The following is a 23,547-nucleotide window of genomic DNA, read 5'->3' on the forward strand; positions in this document are numbered from 1 at the left end:
ATCGCCTCAAGGCACGCGGCAACGGGACGCACCGCCCTTTCCTGCCCGGTCCCCCCACGCGGGAGCCCGGTCTGCATCCGTTGTGCCCCCCTGCCCGCCCGGTAATCCGCCAGCCCACGGGCCGCCCGGCGGTCCTCCGCCGCCCGCCCGCCGGGCAGCCGCCGACTCCCGCGCCCTGCGTATCGCCATTCGGGTCACGCCCTCGGCGGCCGGTACCTCAGTCGGCGGAGCCCGCAAAACCGGTCGGCCGACACCGTCGGTGCCCCGTACACTGGGCGCAGCGAAAGGCGCGGATGGGACGAGTAGCGTCGTACGCAGCCATGAGCGATCCGGGGACGGTGCGAGCCCGGAGGCGAGCGCGATGTGAAGATCAGCCCGGAGCCGCCGGAAGAAAGCCGCACGCAGCCCCGCGGCAAGTAGAACCGGCCTCGCGACCCCAATGAGGGGGCGGTGGAGCGCTCACCGCCAAGGAGGGTGGTACCGCGGGAGCCCAGGCTCTCGTCCCTCCGGACGGAGAACGCAGCAGGTGTCCGCCGGAGGAACGCCCCGATGTCACAGCCTCAGTACCGCCAGGTACCCGCCCAGGTAGACCTGCCCGCCCTTGAGCACGCGGTGCTCGATTTCTGGCGCGAGCAGAAGGTCTTCGCCCGTACCCTCCAGCAGTCCGAGGGACGCCCCGAATGGGTCTTCTACGAGGGCCCGCCGACCGCCAACGGCATGCCCGGCGCCCACCACATCGAGGCCCGCGTCTTCAAGGACGTCTTCCCCCGCTTCCGCACCATGCGCGGCTACCACGTCGGCCGCAAGGCCGGCTGGGACTGCCACGGCCTGCCGGTCGAACTGGCCGTCGAGAAGGAACTGGGCTTCAACGGCAAGAAGGACATCGAGGCGTACGGCATCGCCGAGTTCAACGCCAAGTGCCGCGAGTCGGTGACCCGCCACACCGACGCCTTCTCCGAGCTGACCACCCGGATGGGCTACTGGACGGACCTGGACGACCCGTACCGCACCATGGACCCCGACTACATCCAGTCGGTCTGGTGGTCCCTCAAGCAGATCTTCGACAAGGGCCTGCTGGCACAGGACCACCGCGTCGCCCCCTGGTGCCCCCGCTGCGGCACCGGCCTGTCCGACCACGAGCTAGCCCAGGGCTACGAAACCGTCGTCGACCCCTCGGTCTTCGTGCGCCTGCCCCTCACCTCGGGCCCGCTGGCCGGCGAGGCGGCCCTCCTCATCTGGACGACCACCCCCTGGACCCTGGTCTCCAACACGGCGGTCGCCGCCCACCCCGACGTCACCTACGTGGTCGCCACCGACGGCCAGGAGAAGCTCGTCGTCGCCGAGCCCCTCCTCGAAAAGGCCCTCGGCGAAGGCTGGACCACGACCGGGCAGACCTTCACCGGCCGCGACATGGAACGCTGGGCCTACCGCCGCCCCTTCGACCTCGTCGAGCTGGAAGACGCCAACTTCGTCGTCAACGCCGACTACGTCACCACCGAAGACGGCACGGGCCTGGTCCACCAGGCCCCGGCCTTCGGTGAGGACGACCTCAAGACCTGCCGCGGCTACGGCCTGCCGGTCGTCAACCCGGTGCGCCCCGACGGCACCTTCGAGGAGGACCTCGCCCTCGTCGGCGGCCAGTTCTTCAAGAAGGCCGACGAAGCCCTCGTCGCCGACCTCGACGCCCGCGGCCTGCTCTTCCGCCACCTCGCCTACGAGCACAGCTACCCGCACTGCTGGCGCTGCCACACCGCGCTCCTCTACTACGCCCAGCCGTCCTGGTACATCCGCACCACCGCGGTCAAGGACGCCCTGCTGCGCGAGAACGAGCACACCAACTGGTTCCCCGAGTCGGTCAAGCACGGCCGCTTCGGCGACTGGCTGAACAACAACATCGACTGGGCCCTGTCCCGCAACCGCTACTGGGGCACCCCCCTCCCCATCTGGCGCTGCGCCGAGGACCACCTGACCTGCGTGGGCTCCCTCGCCGAACTGACCGACCTCACCGGCACCGACCAGTCGGCCCTGGACCCGCACCGCCCCTACATCGACGCCGTCACCTTCCCCTGCCCCACCTGCCAGGGCACCGCGACGCGCGTCCCCGAGGTCATCGACGCCTGGTACGACTCGGGCTCCATGCCCTTCGCCCAGTGGGGATACCCCTACAAGAACAAGGAACTGTTCGAGAAGCGCTACCCCGCACAGTTCATCTCCGAGGCGATCGACCAGACCCGCGGCTGGTTCTACACCCTCATGGCCGTCGGCACCCTGGTCTTCGACAAGTCGTCCTACGAGAACGTCGTCTGCCTGGGCCACATCCTCGCCGAGGACGGCCGCAAGATGTCCAAGCACCTGGGCAACACCCTGGACCCGATCCCGCTGATGGACCAGCACGGCGCCGACGCCGTCCGCTGGTTCATGGCGGCCGGCGGCTCCCCCTGGGCAGCCCGCCGCGTCGGCCACGGCACCATCCAAGAGGTGGTCCGCAAGACCCTGCTCACCTACTGGAACACGGTCGCCTTCCAGGCCCTGTACGCCCGCACCTCCAACTGGGCCCCGAGCGCGTCCGACCCCGCCCCGGCCGACCGCCCCCTCCTGGACCGCTGGCTGCTCAGCGAGCTGAACGCGCTGACCCAGGGCGTCACCGACGCCCTCGAAACCTACGACACCCAGCGCGCCGGCAAGCTCCTCTCCTCCTTCGTCGACGACCTCTCCAACTGGTACGTACGCCGCTCCCGCCGCCGCTTCTGGCAGGGCGACAAGGCGGCCCTGCGCACCCTCCACGAGGTCATCGAAACGGTCACCCGCCTGATGGCCCCCATCACCCCGTTCATCACCGAACGCGTGTGGCAGGACCTGGTCGTCCCGGTCACCCCCGACGCCCCCGACTCGGTCCACCTGAGCACCTGGCCCGAGGCGGACCAGTCGGCGATCGACCCGGAGCTGTCGAAGCACATGCTCCTGGTCCGCCGCCTGGTCGAACTGGGCCGCGCCACCCGCGCCGAGTCCGGCGTCAAGACCCGCCAGCCCCTCTCCCGCGCCCTGGTCGCGGCAGCCGGCTTCGAAGCCCTCTCCCCGGAACTGCGCACGCAGATCACCGAGGAACTGAACGTCTCCACCCTCGCCTCCCTCTCCGAGGTGGGCGGCAGCCTGGTCGACACGACCGCGAAGGCCAACTTCCGCGCCCTGGGCAAGCGCTTCGGCAAGGGCGTCCAAGCGGTGGCCAAGGCCATCGCCGAAACCGACGCGGCCGCCCTCTCCCTCGCCCTGCGCGAGGGCACGGCGACCATCACGGTCAACGACGAAACGGTCCCCCTCTCCCCCGACGAGGTCATCATCACCGAGACCCCGCGCGAAGGCTGGTCGGTGGCCTCCGACGCGGGCGCCACCGTGGCCCTCGACCTGGAGATCACCCCGGACCTGCGCCGCGCCGGCCTGGCCCGCGACGCGATCCGCCTCATCCAGGAGGCCCGCAAGAACAGCGGCCTGGACGTGGCCGACCGGATCACCCTGCGCTGGCAGACCACCGACGAAGAGGTCCGCACGGCCCTGACCGACCACCAGTCCCTCATCTCGGAAGAGGTCCTGGCCACCGACTTCGCCCAGGGCGAGGCCGACGACACGTACGGCCCGGCCTTCGAGGACGAGAGCCTGGCCCTGACGTTCCGCCTGCGGAAGACGGAGGCGTAAGCCCTCAGCCCGTAACCAACGGCCCCCGACGCAGGACGCGTCGGGGGCCGTTCTCGTACAGACCCGCGGTCTGGGCGTTTCTAGGCACACGCACCAAAACCGCTCGGAAAGCCGCAATACGGCCGGGGCTCGGGGCCACGTAGGGGTCTCCCCGCAGGCAGCCGGGTGCCCTGCGTTCACTGCTCGCCCCTGGACGCCGTGCACGGTGCTGAGGAGTGACCCCTGCGGGGCCCCGAGCCCCCCCCACCACCGGGCAGACCGCGCAGGACGCGCACCCCCACAAGCCAAACGCAAAGAGCTGGGCCCCCGAGGAGATCCCCGGGGGCCCAGCCCTGATTGCCGACTACGCACTACGCGCAACGACTACGCGCGCAGCGCGGCTCCGCTCAGTTGTCGTCCTCGTCGATCAGAAACCCACGCATAGGCGACGGCGCCTGCTGCATCGGCTGCTGTCCCTGCGGCCGCACCGGAGCCATCGGCTGCGTCATCGCCGGCGACATCTGCTGCTGCCCGCCGTACGACGGCGCACTGCCGGAGCCACCACCATGGCCGCCCATCGACTGCCCGCCACCCATGGTGTGGTTGCCACCCATGGACCCGGCGCCTGCCGAGGCCATCGAAGGCGACGGCGGCAGCGAGGCGGTCGCCGGCGTCCGCGGCGGCGCCAGCGAGTCGTCGGCCTGGTTCTCCAGCTGGCGCAGCTGGCTCTCCAGGTAGGACTTGAGCCGCGTACGGTACTCGCGCTCGAAGCCGCGCAGGTCTTCGACCTTGCGCTCCAGCGTGGCGCGGGCCGACTCCAGCGAGCCCATCGCGACGCGGTGCTTCTCCTGCGCGTCCCGCTCCAGCGCGTCCGCCTTCGCACGGGCGTCCCGCTCCAGACCCTCCGCGCGCGAGCGCGCCTCGCCCACGATCTTGTTGGCCTCGGAACGGGCCTCCGCGATCGCCTGGTCGGCGGTCTGCTGTGCGAGCGAGAGGACGCGGGCGGCGCTGTCACCGCCCGGGCCCTGGCCCGGCTGCGGCAGCTGCGGGCCGCCGTGGCCACCGGGACCGCCCATCGGGCCGCCCAGCGGACCGCCGGGGCCCATCGGGCCGGGGCCGTGCGGGCCCTGGGGACCGTGCCCACCGGGGCCGGCCGGCAGCTGCGGGGCACCACCTGGCAGCTGCGGCGGGCCGCCCAGCTGCTGTTGCTGCTGCGGCGGCACCGGCTGCGGTCCGGATATGGCGGCGGGCACCGGGGCCCCCGGCCGTCCCTGCTGGTGCTGCTGCCCCTGGTCCTGCTGTTCCTGCTGCTTGCGCAGGCCCTGCTGCTGGTTCTGCGCGGCGGCACGCGTCGCGGCGGCCAGCTTGGCGCGCAGGTCCTCGTTCTCCCGCAGCAGACGGGTCAGTTCGGCTTCGACCTCGTCGAGGAAGGCATCGACCTCGTCCTCGTCATAGCCTTCTCGGAGGCGGACGGTCGTGAACTGCTTGTTCCGCACGTCCTCGGGGGTCAACGGCATCTCTACTTCACCTCAACGTAGTCGTCGGCAATCGGCAAGACCGTATCGTTCACACCAACAACACCGACCTCACGACGGTGATCAGGATGTACACGATGATCATCAATACGAAGAAGGACAGGTCGAGCGCCACGCCCCCGAGACGCAGCGGCGGAATGAACCGCCGCAAGAGCTTGAGTGGCGGATCAGTGACAGTGTAGGTGGCCTCCAGAACGACCACCATTGGCTTGCCGGGTTGCCATGAACGGGCGAACTGGAAGACGTAGTCCATCACCAGTCGGAAGATCAACACGATCAGGAAGCAGTACAACGCGATGTAGATCACCTGACCAGCGATACTCATCCGCGCTGTCCTCTCCCCTTGCCATGCTGTCGTGTTGGGCCTTTCGGCCTGATGTGCCCGGTATTGCGTCTCAGCTCTGGTTGAAGAACCCGCCCTCTGCGATGCGGGCCTTGTCCTCCGCCGTGACATCGACGTTAGCAGGCGACAACAGGAACACCTTCTGCGTCACCCGCTCGATGCTGCCGTGCAGGCCGAAGACGAGACCGGCCGCAAAGTCGACAAGTCGCTTCGCATCCGTGTCGTCCATCTCCGTGAGGTTCATGATCACCGGAGTGCCCTCACGGAAGTGTTCCCCGATGGTACGGGCTTCGTTGTAGGTCCGGGGGTGCAGCGTGGTGATGCGGTAGGGCTCCCGCTCGGACACAACCTTGGGCATGATCACCGGTGCGTTCTTCTCCAGATTCGGGCGGTCGGGTGTGATGGACGCCACGGGGGCGATTCGGGCGGGTCGTCCGCTTTCGGCGGCCGGCGATGCGGGCTCACGCTGCGCGGGAGGCTGGGCGGCTCGGACGGGTTCGTCCCGCTCCGGGTGCGGCTCGGTGGGTACTTGGGTCTGCTGTCGCCGCCCCCGTTCGGGCTCCGGGTCAAGCTCGGGCTCGAACTCGTCGTCGGGGTCGAATCCCCGGCCGTCGTACCCATCGTCCTCCACGAGGCCGAGGTAGACCGCCATCTTGCGCATCGCGCCGGCCATTCTCTGCGTCCTCCGCTCTGTGGTGGATCGGCTCCGTCGCCGGGCGCCTTGGATCCACGCGGTCTGCCCACCTTTTGGGGGCAATGACCATATTTTGTGCTGTGGTCCGACTTGCTTGGCGACGTTACCCGAGCTGTGGTCGGACTCCGAGTACCGCAGTGCCGACGCGCACATGTGTCGCCCCGGCAGCCACGGCTTCATCGAGGTCCGCGCTCATCCCTGCTGACACCATGTTCGCAGCAGGATGGTTCGCGCGCAGGCCGGATGAGATTTCCATCAAACGCTCGAAAGCCGCACGTTGGCGTCCGGCATACGGGCCGACCAGCGGAGCGACCGTCATGAGGCCGTCCAGGCGCAGCCCTTCGGCGTTCGCGATCGTGTCGGCGAGGGCCGCCACCCCGGCCGGGGTCACCCCGCCGCGGTCGCCGGTCTCCCGCCCGTCGCCCGGCTCGGCGTCGAGCGCCACCTGGACGAGGCAGCCCAGCTCGCGGCCGGCCCGTACCGCTTCCTTCGAGAGCGCGGTGACCAGCTTGGGCCGGTCGACCGACTGCACGACATCGGCGTAATTGACCACAGATCGCACCTTGTTGGTCTGCAACTGACCGACGAAGTGCCAGATAAGGGGCAGATCCGAGCACTGGGCGGCTTTCGGCGCCGCGTCCTGGTCACGGTTCTCCGCCACATGGCGGACGCCCAGCTCCGCGAGCAGCCGGACGTCGCTCGCCGGGTAGGTCTTCGTGACCACGATGAGGGTCACTTCTTCGCGCTTGCGACCGGCCTTGGCGCAGGCCGTGGAGATTCGTTCCTCCACCCGCGCCAGGTTGTCGGCCAGTTCGGTCCTACGATCCGTCACAGCTCAGCATCCAGCCATACGTAGCTCGCGAGCCGCCCGGTGATGCGGTCGCGCCGGTAGGAGAAGTGGTCCGCCGACTCCAGCGTGCAGATGTGTGAATGTTCACGCACCTGGACGCCGTACGCCGCGAGTTGGGCCCTGACCCCGGCGGCCATGTCGACCGCGGGCGTGCCCCGGTCCGTGGTGGCCCACGCCTCGGGCACCACCGCGGCGACCTCGGCCCGCATGGCCTCGGGCACCTCGTAGCAGCGTCCGCAGACCGCGGGTCCCGTACGGGCGACGATGCGCGCCGGGTCGGCGCCGAGCGCGGTCATCGCCTCGACGGTCGCCGGGACCACCCCGGCCACCAGCCCGGGGCGCCCCGCGTGCGCGGCCCCCGCGATCCCGGCGACCGGGTCGGCGAGCAGCACGGGGGTGCAGTCGGCGGTCAGCACGGCGAGGACGGTGCCCCGGCGGGCCGTCACCACCGCGTCCACGCAGGGGATCCCGGCGTCGTCGCGCCACGGCCCGTCGACCACGGCCACGTCCCGGCCGTGCACCTGGTTCATCCAGACGACGGAGGCCGGGTCCAGGCCGAGTTCCTTGGCCGCCAGTTCGCGGTTGGTGCGCACGGCCTGGGGGTCGTCGCCGACCGCGCCGCCGAGGTTGAGCTCGGCATACGGAGCGGCGCTCACCCCGCCCCACCTGTCGGTGAAGGCGAAGTGCGCGCCGCTCGTGTCGTTCGTCAGCACCGGGTGCTGTTGCCCTATCACGTCGGGACTTCGGTCACTTCAGGAAGTCGGGGACGTCCAGTTCCTCGGCCGCGGTGTCCGAGTACGGACGGGCCGGCGGAACCTGCGGCGACGTGGCCGGGGGCGGCGGCACCTCGCCGAGCGGGGACGGGTCGGCGGGGGCCGGCTCCTCGTCCCGTACCGGTACCGAGCCCAGGCTGCCGAAGGACGACGGCCGGGACTCGGCCTGCGGTGCCGGGCGGCTGGGGGCCGGCGCCGGCTCCTCGCGCTTGCCGTTGTTCTGGCTGCCGAGCACGGTCTGCTGACGGGCCGGCGGCTGGCCGCCGTCGAAGCCCGCGGCGATGACGGTCACCCGGACCTCGTCGCCGAGCGCGTCGTCGATGACCGCGCCGAAGATGATGTTCGCCTCGGGGTGGGCCGCCTCGCTGACCAGCTGCGCGGCCTCGTTGATCTCGAAGAGACCGAGGTCGGAGCCGCCGGAGATGGAGAGCAGCACACCGCGGGCGCCGTCGATGGACGCCTCCAGGAGCGGCGAGGAGATCGCCATCTCGGCCGCGGCCACCGCGCGGTCGTCGCCGCGCGCCGAGCCGATGCCCATGAGGGCCGAGCCGGCCTCCGACATCACGGACTTGACGTCGGCGAAGTCGAGGTTGATCAGGCCCGGGGTGGTGATCAGGTCGGTGATGCCCTGGACACCCGACAGCAGTACCTGGTCCGCGGACTTGAACGCGTCGAGCACGCTCACCTGGCGGTCCGAGATGGACAGCAGTCGGTCATTGGGGATCACGATGAGGGTGTCGACCTCGTCGCGCAGGCCGGCGATGCCGTCCTCGGCCTGGTTGGCGCGGCGGCGGCCCTCGAAGGTGAACGGGCGGGTGACCACACCGATCGTCAGGGCGCCCAGCGAGCGGGCGATGTTGGCGACGACGGGTGCGCCGCCGGTGCCGGTGCCGCCGCCCTCGCCCGCGGTCACGAAGACCATGTCGGCCCCCTTGAGGACCTCCTCGATCTCCTCGCGGTGGTCCTCGGCCGCCTTGCGGCCGACATCGGGGTTGGCGCCTGCGCCCAGGCCACGGGTGAGTTCCCGGCCGACGTCGAGCTTGACGTCGGCGTCGCTCATCAGCAGGGCCTGTGCATCGGTGTTGATCGCGATGAACTCGACGCCCTTGAGCCCGACCTCGATCATCCGGTTGATGGCGTTCACGCCACCGCCGCCGATGCCGACGACCTTGATGACTGCGAGGTAGTTCTGCGGTGCTGCCACGTCGAAGGCCTCTCGCCTCGAGTTACGTGTCGCCGCCGCACCGTGGGGTGCGGTCGCCGACTGATGCCGATGGGACGGTCCGTATTGCCGACCCGAACCCTAACGCTGAAGTTTAGGGTTACCAGTGCCTGTGTTCCTGGGACTCTTTGGAACGAGACACTAAGTCGACAAGTGGCGCACGTTCAACGAACACGCCGAACCTCCCGTTTTTCTTTTCACCCTATGTGATCACCCATAGTGGTAGCCATCCAGGGTGCTGGCCTGCGGGTACGTACGTCAACTCCCGGACACCGCGGGTGCGGTGGGAACACTCACGTCGAAGTGGCGCGCGTCACGCGCCGCTTTCAGCGCGGCGGTGAGCACCTTGGCCTTCGCCGTACTGCGTTCGCCGCTCCCCCACGCGACCGTGCGACCACCCGTCAGTTTCAGTGTGATGGCGTCGTATGAGCGCACCTCGACGGCGCGGACGTCCTGGTGGACCGCCTTGGGGAGGGCGGTGACGACGGCGCCGGCCGCGCTCCGGAGCCGGTCGGCGCCGAACCGCCGCAGGCTCGGGCTGTCCCGTACGGCCATTTCCAGCAGCGGTACGCCCTTCGGGGCGGCGGCGACGGTGGCGAAACGCGTCCCTTCCGCGTCCACTTCGACGAACTTTCCGCCCGTTTGAATAACGAGTACCGGCTGCCTTTCGGTCACTTTCAAGCTGACCGTGTGCGGCCAGGACCGTACGACGTCAACCGTCTTGACGCGCGGGAGTTTCGCGCGCACCCGGGCGGCGATCGCGGCCTTGTCCACGGAGACGAGGGGCGTGTCCATCGGCACCTCGGCCGCCTTGACGACCTCATCCGCCGTCAGGAAGGCGGTGCCACGCGCCTTGACGTGTTCCGTGCGCAGCCAGGTGGAGCCGTACAGGGCCCAGGCGCCGAAACCGGCCAGCAGTACGGCGCCGACCAGTGCGATGATCAGAGTGCGGCGGGGCGGCATCGTGAACCGGTCCCGCAGCGCGGACAGTCCGCCGGGGCCGGCCGGCCCCTTCGGCTTACCGGACTTGCCGTTTCCGCCCGTCTTTCCTGCCTTTCCCGCCTTGCCGGTCCGGCCGGAAGAGGGCGGGCCGGAGCGCGAGGGCTTCTTCTCGCCGCGCCGGGCGGTCGTCGGTCCGGCCACGCTCCCTCTCTTTCCGGCCGCCGCCCCGGGAAGTTCCCCGGGGCGGCACGGCCTCACCCTCCGTCAGCGACCCGCGATCGCCTCGTACACCATGCCGACCAGCAGCTCGTCCGCGTCCCTGCGGCCGAACTCGGACGCCGCGCGGGACATCTCGTACAGCCGGTGCGGGTCGGCGAGCACCGGGAGCACCGAGTTCTGCACCCACTCCGGCGTCAGCTGCGCGTCGTCGACCAGCAGGCCGCCGCCGGCGTTGACCACCGGCTGGGCGTTCAGCCGCTGTTCGCCGTTGCCGATGGGCAGCGGTACGTACGCGGCCGGCAGCCCGACGGCGGACAGCTCGGCGACGGTCATCGCGCCCGCGCGGCAGAGCATCATGTCGGCCGCGGCGTACGCGAGGTCCATCCGGTCCACGTACGGTACCGGGATGTACGGGGGCATCCCGGGCATGTTGTCCACGTGCGGCATTTCGTTCTTCGGGCCGACCGCGTGCAGCACCTGGATGCCGGAGCGCTGGAGCACCGGCACGGCGGCCTGGATGACCTCGTTGAGCCGCCGGGCACCCTGCGAGCCGCCGGAGACCAGCAGCGTCGGCAGGTTGGGGTCCAGCCCGAACGCGGCCCGCGCCTCGGGGCGGACCGCCGCCCGGTCGAGGGTCGCGATGGAGCGGCGCAGCGGGATGCCGACATAGCGGGCGTCCCGCAGCTTGCTGTCCGGCGTGCTGACCGCCACGTACTTGGCGTACCGCGAGCCGATCTTGTTGGCCAGGCCGGGGCGGGCGTTGGCCTCGTGCACGATGATCGGCACCCCGCGCCGCTTGGCGGCCAGGTAGCCGGGCAGCGCGACATAGCCGCCGAAGCCGACCACGCAGTCCGCCTTCGTGCGCTCCAGGATCTGCTCGGCGGCCTTGATCGTGCCGCGCAGCCGCCCGGGGACGGTGATCAGTTCGGGCGTGGGCTTGCGCGGCAGCGGTACGGCCGGAATCAGCCCCAGCTCGTAGCCACGCTCCGGCACGAGCCGGGTCTCCAGCCCCTTCTCCGTGCCGAGTGCCGTGATCCCCACGGTCGGGTCCTGCCTGCGCAGGGCGTCCGCGAGGGCGAGCGCGGGCTCGATGTGGCCGGCGGTCCCCCCACCGGCGAGTACGACATGCACCGAAATTCACCGCTCTCCGGACGGTCGCTTCTTGACGCGCCGTCTCATCGTCTTCCGTCTCACCCCAGCCAGTTTCCTGCCGAAAACAGGCTGCCGCATGGCCAGTGCCGCCCGCGCGGCGGGCTCGTCCCGCGCGAAGGCGATCAGCAGGCCGATGGCGAACATCGTCGGCAGCAGGGCGGAGCCCCCGAAGGAGAACAGCGGCAGCGGGACCCCGGCGATCGGCAACAGACCGAGCACCGCACCGATGTTGATCACGGCCTGGGCCGTGATCCAGGTGGTCACGCCTCCCGCTGCGTACCTCACGAAGGGGTCCTCCGTGCGTCCGGCCACGCGGATACCCGCATAGCCTAGAGCCGCGAAGAGCGCGAGCACCGACAGCGTCCCCGCAAGCCCCAGTTCCTCCCCGGTGATGGCGAAGATGAAGTCGGTGTGCGGTTCAGGGAGTTCGCCCCATTTTTCCATACTGGCGCCGAGTCCCGAACCGAAGAATCCGCCCGACGCCAGCGCGTAGATCCCGTGCACGGCCTGCCAGCACTGGTCCTGGGGCCCCGGGTCGGTCGCGCCGATGCAGGCGAGCCTGGCCATCCGGTTGGCGCTGGTCTTGATGAGCAGCGCTCCTATGACGGTGGCCGCGCCAAGTACGCCCACGAAGAGCCGGGTGGGCGCGCCGGCCAGCCACAGCAGGCCGAAGAGGATCGCGGTGAGGATGATCGCGGTGCCCATGTCGCCGCCGAGCATGATCAGGCCGAGCAGCAGGAAGGCCACCGGGATCAGCGGCACCAGCAGGTGCTTCCACTGGGCCAGCAGCTTCTTGTCCTGTTTGCGCGCCAGCAGGTCGGCGCCCCACAGCACCAGCGCCAGCTTGCCGAACTCGCTGGGCTGCATCTGGAAGGGGCCGCCCAGGTTGATCCAGTTCTGGTTGCCGTTGACCGCGACCCCTATCCCGGGGATCTGCACCAGGGTCATCAGGAAGATCGAGACGGCGAGCAGCGGGTAGGCCAGCGTGCGGTGCACCTTGACCGTCATCCGGGCCGCCACCAGCATCAGGACGCCGCCGAGCACGGCCGCGAGCAGCTGCTTGCGGAAGAAGTACGTCGGCGCCAGGCCCAGCTGAAGCGCCTTGATCTGGGAGGCCGAGTAGACCATCACCAGGCCGAGCACCGTGATCAGCAGGCTGCCGCCGACCACCAGGTAGTAGGCGGTCAGCGGCCGGTCCCAGGCCCGCCTGAGCTGCGTGTACAGGCCCCGCGGGCTGCGGGTGGGGCCGCCGCCGCGCGGCGGGCGCGTGCCGGGACCGGTGCGCCGTGCCGGGCGCGGCGGCGCCGCCTTCGCCGATCGGGCCGTCATCCTCGTCCCCTCCACGGGTGCGCTGCGCCGTGCGTCCTCGACGGCGGCGGGGACGTACGGACTACTGTTCCCGGGCGGCCAGCGTGCGGACCGCGTCGGCGAAGGCTTCGCCCCGCTTGTTGTAGTTCAGGTACATGTCCATCGAGGCGCAGGCCGGGGCCAGCAGGACCGTATCGCCCGGCCGGGCCAGGCGCGTCGCTTCCCGTACGGCTTCGGACATCGCCTCAGTGTCGGTCCGGTCGAGGTCGACCACCGGGACATCCGGGGCGTGTCGCGCCAGGGCCTCCCGAATGAGCGCCCGGTCGGCGCCGATGAGGACCGCGCCGCGCAGCCGCGCCGCCGACTTCTGTACGAGTTCGTCGAAGGTGGCGCCCTTGGCCAGGCCGCCGGCGATCCAGACGATGTGCTCGTACGCCGCCAACGACGCCTCGGTCGCGTGGGTGTTGGTGGCCTTGGAGTCGTCGACGTACGCGATGCCGCCGACGTCCGCCACGTGCTCGATGCGGTGCGCGTCCGGGTGGAAGGCGCGCAGGCCGTCGCGTACGGACTGCGGGCGCACGCCGAAGGCGCGGGCCAGGGCCGCCGCGGCGAGCGCGTTGGCGATGTTGTGCGGCGCCGCGGGCGTCACGTCCGAGATCTCGGCGAGTTCCTGCGCCTGCTGCTGCCGGTTCTCGACGAAGGCGCGGTCGACGAGGATGCCCTCGACGACGCCCAGCTGCGAGGGTCCCGGGGTGCCGAGGGTGAAGCCGATGGCGCGGCAGCCCTCCTCGACGTCGGCCTCGCGCACCAGGTCCTCGGTCACCCGGTCGGCGGCGTTGTAGACGCAGGCCACGGTGTTGCCCTCGTAGATCCGGCCCTTGTCGGCGGCGTACGCCTCCATGGAGCCGTGCCAGTCGAGGTGGTCGGGGGCCAGGTTGAGGACCGTGGCGGAGTGGGCGCGTACGGAGGGCGCCCAGTGCAGCTGGTAGCTGGAGAGCTCGACGGCGAGCACGTCGTACGGCTCGTCGGAGAGCACCACGTCCACGAGCGGGACGCCGATGTTGCCGACGGCGGCGGTGCGCAGCCCCTCGGCCTCCAGGATGGCGGCCAGCATCCGTACGGTCGTGGTCTTGCCGTTGGTGCCGGTGACCGCGAGCCAGGGCGGCGCGTCCGGGCCCCGCATGCGCCAGGCCAGCTCCACGTCGCCCCACACGGGGACGCCGGCCGCCTCGGCGGCCTGGAAGAGCGGGCTGGTGGGCTTCCAGCCGGGGGTGGTGACGACCAGATCCGTGCCCTCGGGGAGGGTGTCGCCGTCGCCGAGGCGGACGGTGATGCCCAGCTCCTCCAGGGGGGCGGCCTGGGCGCGCTCGCGTTCGCCGTCGCTGCCGTTGACGACGGTGACGACGGCGCCGAGGCCGGCCAGGGCGCGGGCGGCGGGTACGCCGCTCACGCCGAGACCGGCCACGGTCACGTGCTGTCCGGCGAGGTCGGGGCCGGTCACTTGGCGGCCTGCCAGCCGCCGTAGAAGAGGCCCAGGCCGACGATCACGCACATGCCCTGGATGATCCAGAACCGGACCACGACAAGGACCTCGGACCACCCCTTGAGTTCGAAGTGGTGCTGTAGCGGCGCCATCCGGAAGACGCGCTTGCCGGTGAGGCGGAAGGAGCCGACCTGGATGACCACGGACATGGTGATCAGGACGAAGAGGCCGCCGAGCACGGCCATCAGCAGCTCCGTGCGGGAGCAGATGGCCAGGCCGGCCAGCGCGCCGCCCAGGGCCAGCGAGCCGGTGTCGCCCATGAAGATCTTGGCGGGCGAGGTGTTCCACCACAGGAAGCCGAAGCAGGCGCCCATCAGGGCGGAGGCGACGACCGCCAGGTCCAGCGGGTCGCGGACCTCGTAACAGGCCGGTCCAGCGCTGAGCGGGTTGGCGCAGGACTCCTGGTACTGCCAGATGCCGATGAAGGTGTACGCGCCGAAGACCATCACCGAGGCGCCGGTGGCCAGGCCGTCGAGGCCGTCGGTGAGGTTCACGCCGTTGGACATCGCCAGGATCATGAACAGCGCCCAGATGACGAAGAGCACCGGGCCGATCTGCCAGCCGAAGTCCTGGGTGAAGGACAGCCGGTCGGAGGCCGGGGTCTGGCCGCGCATGTCGGCGAACTGCAGCGAGAGCACCGCGAAGGCGATGCCGACGATCAGCTGGCCGGCCATCTTCGCCTTGGCCCGCAGGCCCAGCGAACGCTGCTTGACGATCTTGATGTAGTCGTCGAGGAAGCCCACCAGGCCCATGCCGGCCATCAGGAACAGCACCAGCACACCGGAGAAGGTGGGGTCGCTGCCGGTGATGACCTTGGTCAGCGCGTAAGCGATGAGCGTGGCCAGGATGAAGGCGATGCCACCCATGGTGGGCGTACCGCGCTTGCTGTGGTGGTCGCGCGGGCCGTCGTCGCGGATGAACTGCCCGTAGCCCTTCTTGGCCAGCAGCTTGATCAGCAGCGGGGTGCCGATCAGGGTCAGGAAGAGCCCGATCATTCCGGAGAAGAGGATCTGCTTCATCATCGGGTGGCGGCCCCGCCCTCGACAGCGTCGTCCAGCAATGCCGCGGCGACTCGTTCCAGACCGACCGACCTGGACGCCTTCACCAGCACGACGTCACCCGGCCGCAGCTCGCTGCGCAACAGGTCGATCGCCGCCTGCGTGTCGGACACGTGCACCGACTCCTCACCCCACGAACCCTCGTTCTTGGCGCCCATGTCGAGCCAGGCCGCTTCCCTGCCGCCGACCGCCACGAGCTTGCTGACGTTGAGCCGGACGACCAGGCGCCCGACCGCGTCGTGTTCGGCGAGTGACTCCCCGCCGAGCTCGGCCATCTCACCGAGCACCGCCCACGTACGGCCTCCCGTTGCCTTGGAGGCTTCGCCCATCGCCACGAGCGCGCGGAGCGCCGCCCGCGTGGATTCCGGGTTCGCGTTGTAGGCGTCGTTGACGACCGTCACACCGTCCGCGCGCTCGGTGACCTCCATCCGCCAGCGGGAGAGCGTGCCGGCTTCGGAGAGCGCGGCGGCGATCTCGTCCACGGGCATGCCCAACTCATGGGCGACGGCGGCCGCGGCAAGCGCGTTCGACACGTGGTGCTCACCGTACAGCCGCATGGTCACGTCGCTGCACCCGGAGGGTGTGTGAAGCGTGAAGGACGGCTGCCCGAGCGCCGTAAGCCGGACATTCTCGGCACGTACGTCGGCCTCGGCGGACTCGCCGAAGAAGACCGTGCGGGCCTTCGTTCGGGAGGCCATGGCACGTACGTACGGGTCGTCGGCGTTGAGCACGGCGATGCCGCCCTCGTCCGCCGGCGGCAGCATCTCGACCAGCTCGCCCTTGGCCTGCGCGATCTGCTCGCGGCCGCCGAACTCGCCGATGTGCGCGGAGCCGACGTTGAGCACCAGCCCGATCCGCGGCGGGGTCAGCTCCGCCAGGTAGCGGATGTGGCCGATGCCGCGGGCGCCCATCTCCAGGACGAGGTACTTGGTGTCGGCGTCCGCGCGCAGCGCGGTCACCGGCAGCCCGATCTCGTTGTTGAGGTTGCCCACCGGGCACACGGTCGGCCCGCTGCGCGACAGCAGCTGGCCGATCAGGTCCTTGGTGCTGGTCTTGCCGGCCGAGCCGGTGAGCCCGACGACGCTGGTGCCCAGGCGGCCGACGACGGCGCGGGCCAGCGCGCCGAGGGCGGCGACCACGTCGTCCACGACGATCGCGGGCACGCCGACGGGACGGGCGGCGAGGACCACCGCGGCGCCCGCACCGACGGCGCGCTCCGCATAGTCGTGGCCGTCCACGCGTTCGCCGGCGAAGGCCGCGAAGAGACTGCCGGGGCGTACCTCACGGGAGTCGAACACGACGGGACCGGTGACCCGGGCCTGCGGGTCCGGTATGTCGTGCTGCTGCCCGCCGACGATGTCCGCGATCTCGGCGAGGGACAGGGAGATCACTTCTCACCCCCGGTGGTGGGCAGGAAATGCCGTTCGAAGGGTTTTGCGCGCATGGCGGTGTGTCATCCCTGGTGGTTCGGCTGCGGCGGGGTCAACGAAGCCTCGATGGCCCGGCGCAGCACCTGGCGGTCGTCGAAGGAGCGGACCACCCCGGCGATGTCCTGGCCCTGCTCGTGGCCCTTGCCCGCGACGATCACGGTGTCGCCGGGCTCGGCACGGGCGACGGCGGCCGCGATGGCGGCGGCCCGCTCCTCCTCGACCAGCACGGTGCCGCGCTCGTGGACGGGCACCTCGGCGGCGCCCGCGAGCATGGTGGCCAGAATGGCGAGGGGGTCCTCGCCGCGGGGGTTGTCGGAAGTCAGTACGGCGGTGTCGGCGAGGCGCGCGACGGCGGCGCCCATCGGCTTGCGCTTGTGCGGGTCGCGGTCGCCGCCGCAGCCCAGCACCGCGTGGATACGGCCCTCGGTGACCTTGCGCAGGGCGCGCAGGACCGATTCGACGGCGTCGGTCTTGTGGGCGTAGTCGACGACCGCCAGGTAGTCCTGGCCCGCGTCGATCCGCTCCAGGCGGCCGGGGACGCCGGGCACGGCGGCGACGCCGTCGGCGGCGGTCTGCGGGTCCACGCCGGCCACGACCAGCGCCGTGATGGCGGCCAGCGCGTTGGCGACGTTGAAGGGGCCGGGCAGGGGGGACGCGGCGCGTACGGACACGCCGTCGGGGCCCAGCACCGTGAAGGTCGAGCCGAGCGCGCCGACCTCGACGTCGGCGGCGCGCCAGTCGGCGTCCGGGTGGCCCTCGGCGGAGAACGTGGTGACCGGCACCTCGGACTCGCCGGCGGCCAGCCGCTTGCCGTACTCGTCGTCGACGTTGACCACGCCGGCCTTGCTGCGCGCCTTGGTGAACAGCTGCGCCTTGGCCTGGAAGTAGTCCTCCATCCCGGAGTGGAACTCCATGTGCTCCGGGCTGAGGTTGTTGAAGATCGCGACGTCGAAGACGCAGCCGTCGACGCGGCCGAGGACCAGCGCGTGGCTGGAGACCTCCATCGTCACCGAGCGGACGTCGCGCTCGCGCATGGCGGCGAACAGCGCCTGGAGGTCGGTGGCCTCGGGGGTGGTCCGCTCCGACTTCAGGCGCTCGTCGCCGATGCGCGACTCGACCGTGCCGATCAGGCCGGTCAGCCCGCCGCCGGACTTGTGCGCCGCGGCGCGCAGGCCGCCGTCGATCAGGTACGCGGTGGTGGTCTTGCCCGAGGTGCCGGTGATGCCGATCTGGAGGAGGTCCTTGCCCGGGTCCCCGTAGATCGAGACGGCGAGCGCGCCCATCCGGGCCCGCGGCTCGTCCACGACCAGGACGGGCAGGCCCGTCGCGGCGGCGCGCTCGCGGCCGGCCGGGTCGGTCAGCACCGCGGCGGCGCCGAGGTCGGCGGCCTGGTTGGCGAAGTCGGCGCCGTGGAACCGGGCACCGGGCAGCGCGGCGTAGACGTCACCGGGGCGCACGGCCCTGGAGTCGTGGGTGATGCCGGTGACGGCGACGTCCGCCGCGGCCGGTACCGAGGTGCCCAACTGCTCGGCGAGGTCCGCGAGGGGGGTGGCGCGTACCCGCTCTGGGCGGGGCGCTCCCGGAAAGGGTCCGGGGGCGTCCTTCTGGGCGTTTTGGGACTGATCAGCGTGTGACACGGCGGTGAGCGTACCGGGCCCGGCGGCCTCGGGGCGAAGTGAGTGCCACGCACCGGAGCGGTTCCCCGGGTCGGGAGTGATGGTCGTCACGGCGGTGCTGCCTCGTTTTCATTCGCCTGGCTTGAAGGTGACGGGCAGGCGCGGGGGCTGGGCGCCGCTCGGCGGGACCTGGAGCGTCTTGAGCGCGAACTCCATGACCTGCTTGTAGATCGGGCCGCACACCTGGCCGCCGAAGTAACTTCCCTTGGTCGGGTTCTGGACGGCGCAGTAGACGGTGATACGGGGCTGGTCGGCGGGCGCGAACCCGGCGAAGGAGGCGGTGTAACCGTGGTACCGGCCGGTTTTCGGGTCCACCCGGTTGGACGTGCCGGTCTTGCCGCCGACCCGGTAGCCGTCGATCTTCGCCTTGGCGCCGGTGCCCTCCTTGTCGTCGACCACCGATTCGAGCATGGCGGCCAGCGTCTTGGCGGTCTTCCCGCTGACGACCCGGTTCTTCTCGGGGCGCGGCGCGGGCCGGTACCGGCCGTCCGGGCCCGTGGTGCCCCTTATGAGCGTGGGGGCGATGCGCTCGCCGCCGTTGGCGATGGTCGAGTAGACCGAGGCGGCCTGGACGGCGTTGAGCGACAGGCCCTGCCCGAAGGGGATCGTGTACTGCTGCGAGGTGCTCCACTTCTGGGGCGCGGCCAGCAGCCCCGGTGTCTCGCCGGGGAAGCCGAGCCCGGTCGGCTTACCGATCCCGAACTTGCTCAGGTAGGAGTGGAGCACCCGGTTGGCTTCCTGGCGGGTCTCGCCGAGCTGTTCGGTGGCCAGGATGGTGCCGATGTTGCTGGACTTGGCCAGGACGCCGTTGAGGGTCAGGTGCCAGGTCGGGTGGTCGATGTCGTCCGAGAACAGCCGGTCGCCGCGGTGCAGCCGGTTCGGGACGGTGACGCGGGTGGCGGGGGTCGCGGCGCCCTCCTCCAGGACGGCGGCCATCGACATCAGCTTGCTGGTGGAGCCCGGTTCGAAGGCGTCGGTGAGGGCGGCGTTGCCGAGCGCGTCGGGGTCGGCCTTCGAGATGTCGTTGGGGTCGAAGCCGGGGGCGTTGGCCAGGGCCAGGATCTCGCCGGTCGTGGTGTCCTGTACGACGACGTAGCCCCGGTCGGCCCGGGACTCGGCGACCTGCTTGGTGATGGCCTGCTGGGCCATCCACTGGATGTCGCGGTCCAGGGTCAGTTCCACGTCGGTGCCGGGGACGGCGGGGTGCTCCTGGGTGTCCGCCGTGGGCACGCGCCGGCCGCCGGACTGGGCGTAGACGAGCTTGCCGTCCTTGCCCGCCAGCTGCTTGTCGAGCCGCGCCTCCAGGCCGCCGCCGCCCCGGCCCTCGCTGTTGACGAAGCCGAGGACCCCGGAGGCGAGGTCCTTGTTCGGGTAGACGCGCTTGCTGTGCTTGTCCGCGAAGATCCCGACCAGGACGTTGGGGCGGCGCTGCTTCTTGGGCAGCTTGGCCGCCTTGGCGTCCAGGGACGCGCGCAGGTCCTTGATCTGCTTCCAGACCTGCGGGGTCTGCTGCCGGGACAGCCGCACGTAGCGCGAACCGGGCGCGGCGAGCTTCTTGGCCAGCGCCGCCCGGTCCTCGCCGAGGACCGGCGCGAGCAGCGCGGCGGCCTGCTGCGGGGCGTCCGGAATCTTGATCTTGTCGGGCGCCAGCAGGCTGGGGTCGGCGGTGATGTCGTACGCGTCCACGGTGGTGGCCAGGTCCACGCCGTCCCGGTCGGTGATCGCGCCGCGCTCGGCGGTCAGCTTGACCGGGACGTAGCGGTTGACGTTGGCCTTGGCGGCGTACGCGCCCGCGTCGACGGCCTGCACCTGGAAGAGCCGGACGACGAAGACCAGCAGGATCAGCGTCAGGCCGAGGGAGACCAGGCGCAGCCGGGGGCGCGGGCTGCCGAGGCGGATGACGCCGGCGCGGGGGCGCGGCGCGCGGGCGGCCGGGGGGCGCTTGGCGGCGGGAGCGCGCTTGGCGGCGGGGCGCTGGGAGGGGGTGCGGTTCTGGCCGGTGCCCTTGTTCTGGCTCTGGCCCGCGGGCTTCGGGGCGGCCGCCTTCCGGCCGGACGGCGGCTGGGCCGCGGACTTTGCCGCTGCGGGTCTCTGGCCTGCGGGCTTCTGACCTGTGGACTTCTGGCCTGCGGACTTCTGGCCGCTGCCGCTCTGGCCTGGGCGGCCGGGGGCCTGGGCGGGGCGGGGTACGCGACGGCGGGGGTCCGGCGCGCCCGGTCCCTTGGAGCCCGCGCCGGAACCGGCACCCGATCCGGAACCCGATCCGGAACCGGAGCCACCGGAGCGGGGACCCTTGGGTTCGGTCATACGGCGTCCTCCTCCGGTACGGGCGTGGGGGCGGTCTCGGCGTACGCGTACGTCACGGGGTCACCTGCCGGGAGCCGTCGGGGCGGGGCCGGCCGCGGCGCCGGGCAGGGGGCGCCCGAGCGCGGGCCTGGCGGGCATCGGGTGGTCGGGCAGCGGCGCCTCCGGGGCGGCGGGCCCTGCGGACGGCGCGGGCCCCGCCGACGGGCGCGGGCCGGTGGCGGGGCCCGGCCCGGGCACGGCGACCGGCGGCGGGGCGGGGGCGCTCATCGGCCCCACGCCGCTCCCTGCCGTGCTCGGCTTGCCCCGCACCGTGCCGTCCGGCTCCAGGAACGCCGGGCTGCCGCCCGGGACCATGCCCAGCTCGCGGGCGCGCTTCTCCAGCGCGCCCGGCGCCGAGTAGGCGTCCACCTCCTGCTGGAGCGCCTGCTGCTCGTCCGTCAGGTCGTTGGTCCGCTTCTCCAGCTTGCTCAGCTCGAAGGAACCCTGGTTGAGCGCGGAATTCAGCAGCAGCAGGGTGATCAGGCCGGAGCCGAGCAGCACCACTACGAGGAGGACGAACGGCGTGCGCGCCGCCGTGCCCGTACCGGGGGCGAACAGGCCCGAGAGCCGTCCGGGCCCCCCGCGCGTCCGCCCCGGCCCGGTCACGCGATGTCCTCGCGGATGCGCTCGGCGCCACGCAGCCTGGCGGGGGCCGCGCGCCGGTTCTCGGCGACCTCCTCCTCTGTCGGCAGTTCGGCGCCGCGGGTCAGCAGCTTGAGGCGCGGCTGGTACTGCTCGGGGACGACGGGCAGGCCGGGCGGCGCGGTGTTGGCGGCGCCGGCCGCGAAGACCTGCTTGACGATGCGGTCCTCCAGGGACTGGTACGACAGCACGGCGATCCGGCCGCCGACCGCGAGGGCCCGCACGGCGGCCGGTACGGCGCCCTCCACGGCGGCCAGTTCCGCGTTGACCTCGATGCGCAGCGCCTGGAACGTGCGCTTGGCGGGGTTGCCGCCGGTGCGCTTGGCGGCCTGCGGCAGCGCGTCGCGGATCAGCTCCACCAGACGCGCGCTGTTCGAGAAGGGCTCCTTGGCCCGTTCCCGCACGACCGCCTCGACGATCCGCTTGGCCTGCTTCTCCTCGCCGTAGGCGCGCAGGATGCGGACCAGTTCGCCGGGCGGGTAGGTGTTGAGGACCTCGGCGGCGCTGATGCCGGTCGTCTGGTCCATGCGCATGTCGAGCGGCGCGTCCTGGGCGTACGCGAAGCCGCGGTCGGCCTCGTCGAGCTGCATGGAGGAGACGCCGAGGTCGAACAGGACGCCCTGGACGCGCGGGGCGCCGAGGCGGTCCAGGACCTGCGGCAGCTCGTCGTAGACGGCGTGCACGAGCGTGGCGCGGTCCCCGAAGGGCGCCAGGCGCTCCCCCGCCAGCTTAAGTGCCGCCGGGTCGCGGTCGAGGGCGATCAGGCGGGCTGCCGGGAACGTGGCGAGCAGCGCCTCGCTGTGCCCTCCGAGGCCGAGCGTGCAGTCGACGACGACCGCGCCGGGTTCGGCGAGCGCGGGGGCGAGCATGTCCAGACACCGCTGGAGCATGACGGGTACGTGGCGATCGTTGCTGCTCATGCGCCTTCCGATGGGGTGGGCGGCAGGTGGGTCCCCCCGGCCGCTGGCTGGGGGAATGCCGCACGTACCGCTTGGTCCCCGCCCGCTCTGAAGGGGAAGTGGCCCTCCGACGACGGGGAAGTGCCGTCGGCGGACCGGTTGGAGCGGGAGGAGGCCGAGCCGTACGTGCAGATCGCACGCGAAAGATTCGGGATCCGAGGAGAGCGTCACGCCTCCCACTTCGCGCCACTTTAGTCCACTGCCGCGCGGGGTCAATCAACCGGTTCCGCGCGTCCCGCACCGGCCTCCGGGGCGTTTTCGAACGATTTTCGAGAGGCTCCGGAGAGCCGTGCGGCGGCCCGTCCGAGGGCCCGCGAAGAGATCGAAAAGGGCACTTTCACCCGATCGGCGGCAGCCTGGGGGCGTGTGGAAAACCTCACAAGCGGCCGTACTGCCCCCTATGCCCGTCCCCACGTGCAGCCTTACCGGTCGGTGACCCCTTACCGTGTTGCTATGCCGATACCTGCGTCGCAGCCGCTGCCCCCGTCCGCCGACAGCGCCGTGGCCCCCACGGGCGGCACGGTCACGGACCGCCTCGTCGAGGCCAACAAGCAGTACGCCGCTGCCTTCACCGATCCGGGCATGGACGCCCGGCCCGTCCTCAAGGTCGCCGTCGTGGCGTGCATGGACGCCCGCCTGGACCTGCACGACGCGCTGGGCCTGGAGCTCGGCGACTGCCACACCATCCGCAACGCGGGCGGGGTCGTCACCGACGACATCATCCGCTCCCTGACGATCAGCCAGCGGGCGCTGGGCACCCGCTCGGTCGTGCTCATCCACCACACGGGCTGCGGTCTGCTGGGCCTCACCGAGGACTTCCGCCACGACCTGGCGGCCGAGGTCGGCCAGCGCCCCACCTGGGCGGTCGAGGCGTTCAAGGACCTCGACGAGGACGTCCGGCAGTCCATGCAGCGCGTGCGGACCTCGCCGTTCCTGCTGCACAAGGACGACGTGCGGGGATTCGTCTTCGACGTGACGACGGGCCTGCTGCGGGAGATCGACCCCCAGTAGGCGTACGTGCGTACGACGAAAGTGGTCCGCGGCCCCTGCGCCGCGGACCACGGCCGTGTGGCCGGGGGGGGGGGGGCCCCCCCCCCCCCCCCGCCGGGGCCCGCCCCCCCCCCCCCCCCCCGCGCCGCGCGGGGCCCCCCCCCCCCCCCCCGGGGGGGCCGCCGGGCCCCCCGGC

18 protein-coding genes are annotated in these 23,547 nt (G+C 71.5%); 2 read left to right on the forward strand and 16 right to left on the reverse strand.

What is annotated here, in order from left to right; translation table 11 throughout:
• Positions 1-549: 549 nt before the first annotated feature.
• On the forward strand, positions 550-3,690 hold the full coding sequence (gene ileS / locus ACH4OW_RS00075; protein WP_398023720.1) for an isoleucine--tRNA ligase: 3,141 nt from the start codon (positions 550-552) through the stop codon (positions 3,688-3,690).
• A 386-nt stretch (positions 3,691-4,076) separates the two neighbouring features.
• On the opposite strand, the gene ACH4OW_RS00080 is transcribed toward ileS, so the two are convergent.
• The 16 genes from ACH4OW_RS00080 to rsmH form a co-directional block, all read right to left on the reverse strand.
• A complete protein-coding gene (locus ACH4OW_RS00080) occupies positions 4,077-5,186 on the reverse strand; it encodes a DivIVA domain-containing protein (protein WP_360134626.1) in 1,110 nt (369 codons plus the stop codon).
• 49 nt (positions 5,187-5,235) lie between these two features.
• A complete protein-coding gene (locus ACH4OW_RS00085) occupies positions 5,236-5,529 on the reverse strand; it encodes a YggT family protein (RefSeq protein WP_003986336.1) in 294 nt (97 codons plus the stop codon).
• A 70-nt stretch (positions 5,530-5,599) separates the two neighbouring features.
• Positions 5,600-6,220, reverse strand: coding sequence for a cell division protein SepF (locus ACH4OW_RS00090; protein ID WP_398023723.1), 621 nt, complete (start codon positions 6,218-6,220; stop codon positions 5,600-5,602).
• Positions 6,221-6,344: 124 nt separating this feature from the next.
• Complete coding sequence (locus ACH4OW_RS00095) at positions 6,345-7,073, reverse strand: YggS family pyridoxal phosphate-dependent enzyme (protein WP_398023725.1); 729 nt, start codon at positions 7,071-7,073, stop codon at positions 6,345-6,347.
• Positions 7,070-7,825, reverse strand: coding sequence for a peptidoglycan editing factor PgeF (gene pgeF / locus ACH4OW_RS00100; protein WP_398023727.1), 756 nt, complete (start codon positions 7,823-7,825; stop codon positions 7,070-7,072). The genes ACH4OW_RS00095 and pgeF overlap by 4 nt, the downstream gene beginning before the upstream one ends.
• Positions 7,826-7,838: 13 nt before the next feature.
• A complete protein-coding gene (ftsZ, locus tag ACH4OW_RS00105; protein WP_360134637.1) occupies positions 7,839-9,068 on the reverse strand; it encodes a cell division protein FtsZ in 1,230 nt (409 codons plus the stop codon).
• A gap of 276 nt (positions 9,069-9,344) precedes the next feature.
• Complete coding sequence (locus ACH4OW_RS00110) at positions 9,345-10,229, reverse strand: cell division protein FtsQ/DivIB (protein ID WP_398023729.1); 885 nt, start codon at positions 10,227-10,229, stop codon at positions 9,345-9,347.
• A gap of 63 nt (positions 10,230-10,292) precedes the next feature.
• On the reverse strand, positions 10,293-11,378 hold the full coding sequence (gene murG, locus ACH4OW_RS00115; RefSeq protein ID WP_360134643.1) for an undecaprenyldiphospho-muramoylpentapeptide beta-N-acetylglucosaminyltransferase: 1,086 nt from the start codon (positions 11,376-11,378) through the stop codon (positions 10,293-10,295).
• Positions 11,379-11,384: 6 nt separating this feature from the next.
• Entirely contained in the window at positions 11,385-12,728 is a 1,344-nt protein-coding gene (ftsW, locus tag ACH4OW_RS00120; protein ID WP_360134647.1) for a putative lipid II flippase FtsW, read from the reverse strand.
• A gap of 61 nt (positions 12,729-12,789) precedes the next feature.
• Positions 12,790-14,208 carry a UDP-N-acetylmuramoyl-L-alanine--D-glutamate ligase gene (gene murD, locus ACH4OW_RS00125; RefSeq protein ID WP_360134650.1) on the reverse strand — a complete coding sequence of 473 codons (1,419 nt, stop codon included), beginning with the start codon at positions 14,206-14,208 and terminating at the stop codon, positions 12,790-12,792.
• The gene (mraY, locus tag ACH4OW_RS00130) at positions 14,205-15,269 is read right to left on the reverse strand and encodes a phospho-N-acetylmuramoyl-pentapeptide-transferase (RefSeq protein ID WP_360134688.1); all 1,065 of its coding nucleotides are present in this window, start codon (positions 15,267-15,269) and stop codon (positions 14,205-14,207) included. Before mraY ends, murD begins: the two co-directional genes overlap by 4 nt.
• Complete coding sequence (gene murF / locus ACH4OW_RS00135) at positions 15,269-16,699, reverse strand: UDP-N-acetylmuramoyl-tripeptide--D-alanyl-D-alanine ligase (protein ID WP_398023733.1); 1,431 nt, start codon at positions 16,697-16,699, stop codon at positions 15,269-15,271. The genes mraY and murF overlap by 1 nt, the downstream gene beginning before the upstream one ends.
• Positions 16,700-16,761: 62 nt before the next feature.
• Entirely contained in the window at positions 16,762-18,465 is a 1,704-nt protein-coding gene (locus ACH4OW_RS00140; RefSeq protein ID WP_360134655.1) for a UDP-N-acetylmuramoyl-L-alanyl-D-glutamate--2,6-diaminopimelate ligase, read from the reverse strand.
• 18 nt (positions 18,466-18,483) lie between these two features.
• The gene (locus ACH4OW_RS00145; protein ID WP_398023736.1) at positions 18,484-20,721 is read right to left on the reverse strand and encodes a peptidoglycan D,D-transpeptidase FtsI family protein; all 2,238 of its coding nucleotides are present in this window, start codon (positions 20,719-20,721) and stop codon (positions 18,484-18,486) included.
• Between the two features lie 60 nt (positions 20,722-20,781).
• Positions 20,782-21,366: a septum formation initiator family protein gene (locus ACH4OW_RS00150; protein WP_360134661.1), complete on the reverse strand. Its 585-nt coding sequence runs from the start codon at positions 21,364-21,366 to the stop codon at positions 20,782-20,784.
• Positions 21,363-22,322, reverse strand: a complete 960-nt coding sequence (gene rsmH / locus ACH4OW_RS00155) for a 16S rRNA (cytosine(1402)-N(4))-methyltransferase RsmH (protein ID WP_360134664.1) — start codon at positions 22,320-22,322, stop codon at positions 21,363-21,365. Before rsmH ends, ACH4OW_RS00150 begins: the two co-directional genes overlap by 4 nt.
• Before the next feature lie 492 nt (positions 22,323-22,814).
• On the opposite strand from rsmH, the gene ACH4OW_RS00160 reads away from it, so the two are divergent.
• On the forward strand, positions 22,815-23,372 hold the full coding sequence (locus ACH4OW_RS00160) for a carbonic anhydrase (protein ID WP_360134667.1): 558 nt from the start codon (positions 22,815-22,817) through the stop codon (positions 23,370-23,372).
• The last annotated feature ends 175 nt before the right edge of the window (positions 23,373-23,547 follow it).

Origin of the sequence: Streptomyces sp. NPDC017056, from assembly GCF_044332485.1 — a bacterium.
Classification (GTDB): Bacteria; Actinomycetota; Actinomycetes; order Streptomycetales; family Streptomycetaceae; genus Streptomyces.